The sequence below is a fragment of the Candidatus Woesearchaeota archaeon genome (assembly GCA_003695435.1).
Classification (GTDB): domain Archaea; phylum Nanobdellota; class Nanobdellia; order Woesearchaeales; family UBA11576; genus J101.
Window position 1 is genome coordinate 1 of record RFJL01000022.1, and the last position, 4,957, is coordinate 4,957.

General features: G+C 42.2%; 7 protein-coding genes. All 7 read left to right on the plus strand.

Annotation, left to right across the window (positions count from 1 at the left end):
• A partial coding sequence (locus D6774_01430) for a hypothetical protein (GenBank protein RME78352.1) occupies positions 1-743 on the plus strand: 743 nt, incomplete at its 5' end.
• A gap of 100 nt (positions 744-843) precedes the next feature.
• Entirely contained in the window at positions 844-1,836 is a 993-nt protein-coding gene (locus D6774_01435) for a DUF2240 family protein (protein ID RME78353.1), read from the plus strand.
• A gap of 46 nt (positions 1,837-1,882) precedes the next feature.
• A complete protein-coding gene (locus tag D6774_01440) occupies positions 1,883-2,431 on the plus strand; it encodes a hypothetical protein (GenBank protein ID RME78354.1) in 549 nt (182 codons plus the stop codon).
• Positions 2,432-2,887, plus strand: coding sequence for a metal-dependent hydrolase (locus D6774_01445; protein ID RME78355.1), 456 nt, complete (start codon positions 2,432-2,434; stop codon positions 2,885-2,887).
• A 221-nt stretch (positions 2,888-3,108) separates the two neighbouring features.
• Complete coding sequence (locus tag D6774_01450; GenBank protein ID RME78356.1) at positions 3,109-3,375, plus strand: hypothetical protein; 267 nt, start codon at positions 3,109-3,111, stop codon at positions 3,373-3,375.
• Positions 3,376-3,425: 50 nt separating this feature from the next.
• Complete coding sequence (gene radA / locus D6774_01455; protein RME78357.1) at positions 3,426-4,430, plus strand: DNA repair and recombination protein RadA; 1,005 nt, start codon at positions 3,426-3,428, stop codon at positions 4,428-4,430.
• 122 nt (positions 4,431-4,552) lie between these two features.
• On the plus strand, positions 4,553-4,957 hold a 405-nt coding region (locus tag D6774_01460), incomplete at its 3' end, for a TRAM domain-containing protein (GenBank protein ID RME78358.1).

The window sequence follows — 4,957 nt, forward strand, 5'->3', positions numbered from 1 at the left end:
ATTGGAAACCTGTTCTTGGTAACGTGGAGGAATACGTCGTTCTCACAAAAGAAGGGGAGTTACCTGCAACAACACAAGAACTTAATACGCTTCCTCTTGACACACAAGCAATCACTCAACATCGCTACAACATCTCTCTTAACAAGTCTGTATCACTTCTCTTTGATCAAACCCCTCGCTACACCTGCACAGATCTTACTTGTGAAATCGTGTATGAGACAACAACAAGTAGCCCATTCCTTCCTGATCCCAATACGCTCTATTATGAGCAAGGATTGGGAGAGTACTTTGTTGTGCTAGATATTGCAGATACTTCTGATGTAAGTGTCTACGCGAAGGGAAAAGAGAAAAACTCCACCAATCTTCTTGAGCCTTATGTAAGAGAGCCAAACCCTGACGATCTTGAACCACAACTTCTCCAACTTCACGTAGAGAGCATGGAAATCTCAGGAATTCCGCACTATGAACTCACCTGGCAGCCACAAACACTTTTACAAATAGATGGATCTTTTGAACAAAGCACTCCTCTTCGTGTTGAGGTGCGTTGCGCAGATGCAGTTCCCAACGTTGATGGAGTCACCTTTGATCTTGCAACAATACTACCTTCCGCGCAAAACATACAACAAGGAACAATCATCCCAAAAAGTGATTTTTCGGGATGCTCTGTTCTCGTAGCACGCGCAACAGATGCACAAGGAAACACCTTCACACAACCACTGCCCTTACCTGTTGTAACCATATAGACACGCATCTAACGAATATGTTTTCCTTTCTCCGCCAGTTTTTGGCAAGGTGTTTTGCAATCCCATAAATCTTATAAAGCGGGTAGCGTTTCTGAGCTGTATGCTTAAAATTCCCTACGAACAAGTTCTTGAGAGGATCAAGGAACAAACAGGCCTTGATCAAGAAGCAATAGAAGCAAAGATAGAGCAAAAACTCAAAGATCTTAACGGCCTCGTCTCAAAAGAAGGGGCGGCACACATTGTTGCAAATGAACAAGGCGTAACACTCTTTGAACAAAAAGAAGGCCCGCGAAAAATTAACGAGGTTATTCCTGGTATCGGTGGCGTAGAAGTCGTGGGAAAAATCACACAGATCTACGACATCAGAGAATGGAACAACGAGCGCGGATCGGGAAAAGTCGGATCTTTTTTCATCGGTGATGAGACAGGATCTATTCGCATTACCTGTTGGCACGATCAAACAGAACTCATGCGCAACTTACAACAAGGAGATACTGTTCGCATCATCAACGGGTACGTAAAGGAAAATCAAGGAAGAACAGAAATTCACCTTAATGATAATAGTAAGCTTGAACGCAACCCTGAAGGTGTTGAAATAGGTGAAGTTGCAGCACCACAACGACAACAAGCTCCACGAAAGGAAATTAAAGATCTTCAAGAGCCAGGAGAAATCGTAGAAGTTCTAGGAACACTTGTTCAATCATTTGACCCACGTTACTTTGAAATTTGTCCAGAATGCTCAAAACGAGCAAGAGCACAAGGAGATCAATTCGTCTGTGAATCACATGGGGCAGTTCAACCCCAGTACGGATACGTAACGAATTTCATTCTTGATGATGGAACAGGAACACTAAGAGTTGTTGCTTTTAAAGAACAAACACAACAACTCATGAACAAAACACATGAACAAATGTTAGAAATGCGACAATTTCCTGAAACCTTTGAAGCAATAAAATATGATTTACTCGGACAAATGGTAAAGGTACGAGGAAAGGTAAATCGTAATGAGATGTTTGATCGCATTGAGCTTATGAGCTACGATGTAGAAGTAGGACCTTCAGCTCAAGAAGAACTTGAGCGATTGTCCCAATAAAGTGACGAGAATACTTTTTTATGGGTTTTGACACCCTAATTTGTTTATGAAATCCATCTTAGCTTTGTTACCTCTGTTATTTCTTCTTGGTTGCACATGTCAAGAAGTAACGGTGTTTGAAAAAGTCCCTGTACCCTATACACAAAACGTTACGTATACGCAAGAATACGTTTTTGAACAACCAGTGCGCACTCAAGAATGCAATACCAGCTTTTCAGTAACCATAACCTATGAAGATCCCTGGTGGGACGGGGATGTTCTAAGACGAACAGCGCACGTCACAAATAACGAAGAAGAAAACGGGCTCTTTGAGATCACCAAAGTATACTTGATCAACGGGGAAGAAGTTGATCGTGACATGCCACCACGCGAACATGTCATAGACGCGCATTCAACAAAAACATTCTACCTTACTTGGTACACGCAACCCGATTCGCAAAAAAACATCGCGCTTGACATTCTTAAAACATCAGATCTTAGCAACCCTGTATGCGTAACAACACAACGGTATGAAAACAAGACAGGAACAAAGAAGATCACAACACAAATAAACAAAACGCGCTACGAAACAGTCATCAAAAAGGTGTGCAAATAAATGTTGATGAAAACACACGTGGCCTTTGCAGCGCTCTTCGCACTCATCGCACTCAAGTACGTTGCAGTATCGCATCAAATCTTGTTCTTTCTTCTCGTACTTTTTGGAGCACTACTTCCCGACATTGATCACCCTAAATCAACAATAGGAAAATACTTCAAAATTATTGGAAAACTCTTCAAACACAGAGGGATTTTTCATTCTCTTTTCGCATTGCCACTCATCACCCTTCTTGTGTACTGGTTGTTTGACACCACTCGTTTCACTTTTCCTCTTCTTCTCGGATACACATCACATCTTATAGGAGATATGCTCTCTAAAGAAGGTATAAAACCATTCACCCCTCTTTCTAACTGGACGTGGAGAGGGGGTGTTTTTCGTGTTGGGAGCCCCACGGAATTCATCATCTTAGGTTTGCTCTTAGCACTTGATGGTTACTTGTTGCTTCACACCTAACTGGACAAGTGGCAAAAATCTCTTAGAAATTAACTTAAAACAGGTTCCACACACTCTTTACGCACTTTCAGAAACTATCACTGGACACTGGACAATCATCAATGAGAGTTATAAAGGCCGATTTCTTATATCTTCTCATCGGACATCAACGATGATCCTTGTGGCAAAGCAGCAAGGGGAGAAGGTGGTGAAACAAAATGCGAAAGCAACCGAGGTAAAAAATGACACAACCAGAAAAAAAATTCAGAGCAGGAGCTCTTAGCGCAACAATTTGGAACAATAAAACACAACGCGATGGTAAGGAAGAGACCTATCGAACAGTCTCTTTTGAGCGCAACTATAAAGATAAGGATGGGACGTGGAAAACCACCAATTCTTTGCGTGTCAATGACCTGCCCAAAGCGGTTTTAATCCTCAACAAAGCTTACGAGTATCTCGTACTTACCGAGCTTGAAAACGAGGATGGTCTCCTTGTGGAGGAAGTGTAATTTTTACACTTTCTTCGCCAAATCTTTTATAAGAATGAGGTGATTATCACATGACAGAAGCACTCCCCCACATAGAAAACGAAGTAGAAGAAACCATTATGGTTCACAACACTAATCAGGAAAAGGAACCTCAAGTCACAGAACTTCCCGGAGTAGGGCCAGCAACAGCTGAAAAACTTGTGGAAGGTGGATTTGATACTGTTTTGTCCATAGCGGTAGCTTCACCTGGCCAACTAGTAGAAGCAGCAGGAGTCTCTGAGTCTGCAGCAAGGAAAATGATCAATGCTGCAAGAGATGCTATGAGTATGGGCTTTAGCTCTGGTCAAGAAATGCTTGAAAAAAGAGCGCGTATTAAGAAAATCCCCACCGGTTCAAAGGCATTTGATGAACTTCTCGGAGGGGGTTTTGAAACAAGCGCTATTGTTGAGTGCTTTGGAGAGTTCGGCTCGTGTAAATCCCAAGTAGGTCATGTTCTTGCAGTTAACTGCCAGCTTGATGATCCTGATGCTGTTGCAGTTTACATTGATGCAGAAAACACGTTTAGGCCTGAGCGTATCAAACAACTCGCACAAGGAGCAGGACTTGATCCTGAGAAAGTTCTTAAAAACATCAAAGTTGCAAGAGCATACAACTCAGATCATCAAATGTTGCTTGCTGAAAAAGTAAGTGAACTCATCCATGATGAAAAACTCAACGTTAAAGTTGTTATTATAGACTCCCTCACCGCGCATTTCAGAGCAGAATACGTGGGGCGAGGAACACTTGCAGAGCGCCAACAAAAACTGAACAAGCACATGCACACACTCTCCAAGTTAGCAGATATGCATAATATTTGCGTGTATGTGACGAATCAAGTGCAAGTTGATCCTGCACAATTCTTTGGAGATCCCACCAAAGCAGTTGGAGGGAATATTGTGGGTCACGCATCAACGTTTAGAATTTATCTGCGAAAGGGTAAGAAGGGAACGAGAGTAGCAAAACTCATTGATGCGCCTAACCTTCCTGATGGCGAAGCGAGCTTTGTTGTCAAGGAAGAGGGTATTAAAGACGTTTAAAAGTGCTTTTTACTCTTTTCAATTTTTTCTCGTTTCTTTTTGCACAATTTTTAAAAAGCAGGGGGAGTTCTGTTTTCTCATGTGCGTAAGCGCAGATGTATACAACACTAAGAGGTACATAAATGCAACAATCAAGTCCACCAGTTCAAGTAGGAGACGAATTTGATGTCTCTATTGAGGCCGTCGGTGAAAAAGGAGATGGCATAGCAAAAGTAAAAGGTTTCGTTTTGTTCGTTGCGAACACAAAGGAAGGCGAGCATTGCCGTGTTCGTGTTACTAAAGTGCTTACCAAAGTAGGTTTTGCAGAAAAAATAGGTGAAGCTCTCAACCCACCTAAGCCAAAAAAGGAATACGGTCCTGTGGCACAACCAATCGCAAAGCCAGAATATGAAGATACTGAGGATTTCGGAGAAGAATTAGAAGAAGATTCGACGATTCCTCAAGAGCAATCCGTGTCAGAGGAGTCATCTGATGAACAACCCTCTTCTCAAGAGAGTTCTTCTGCACAGTCTGCTTCTGAAGAAGAG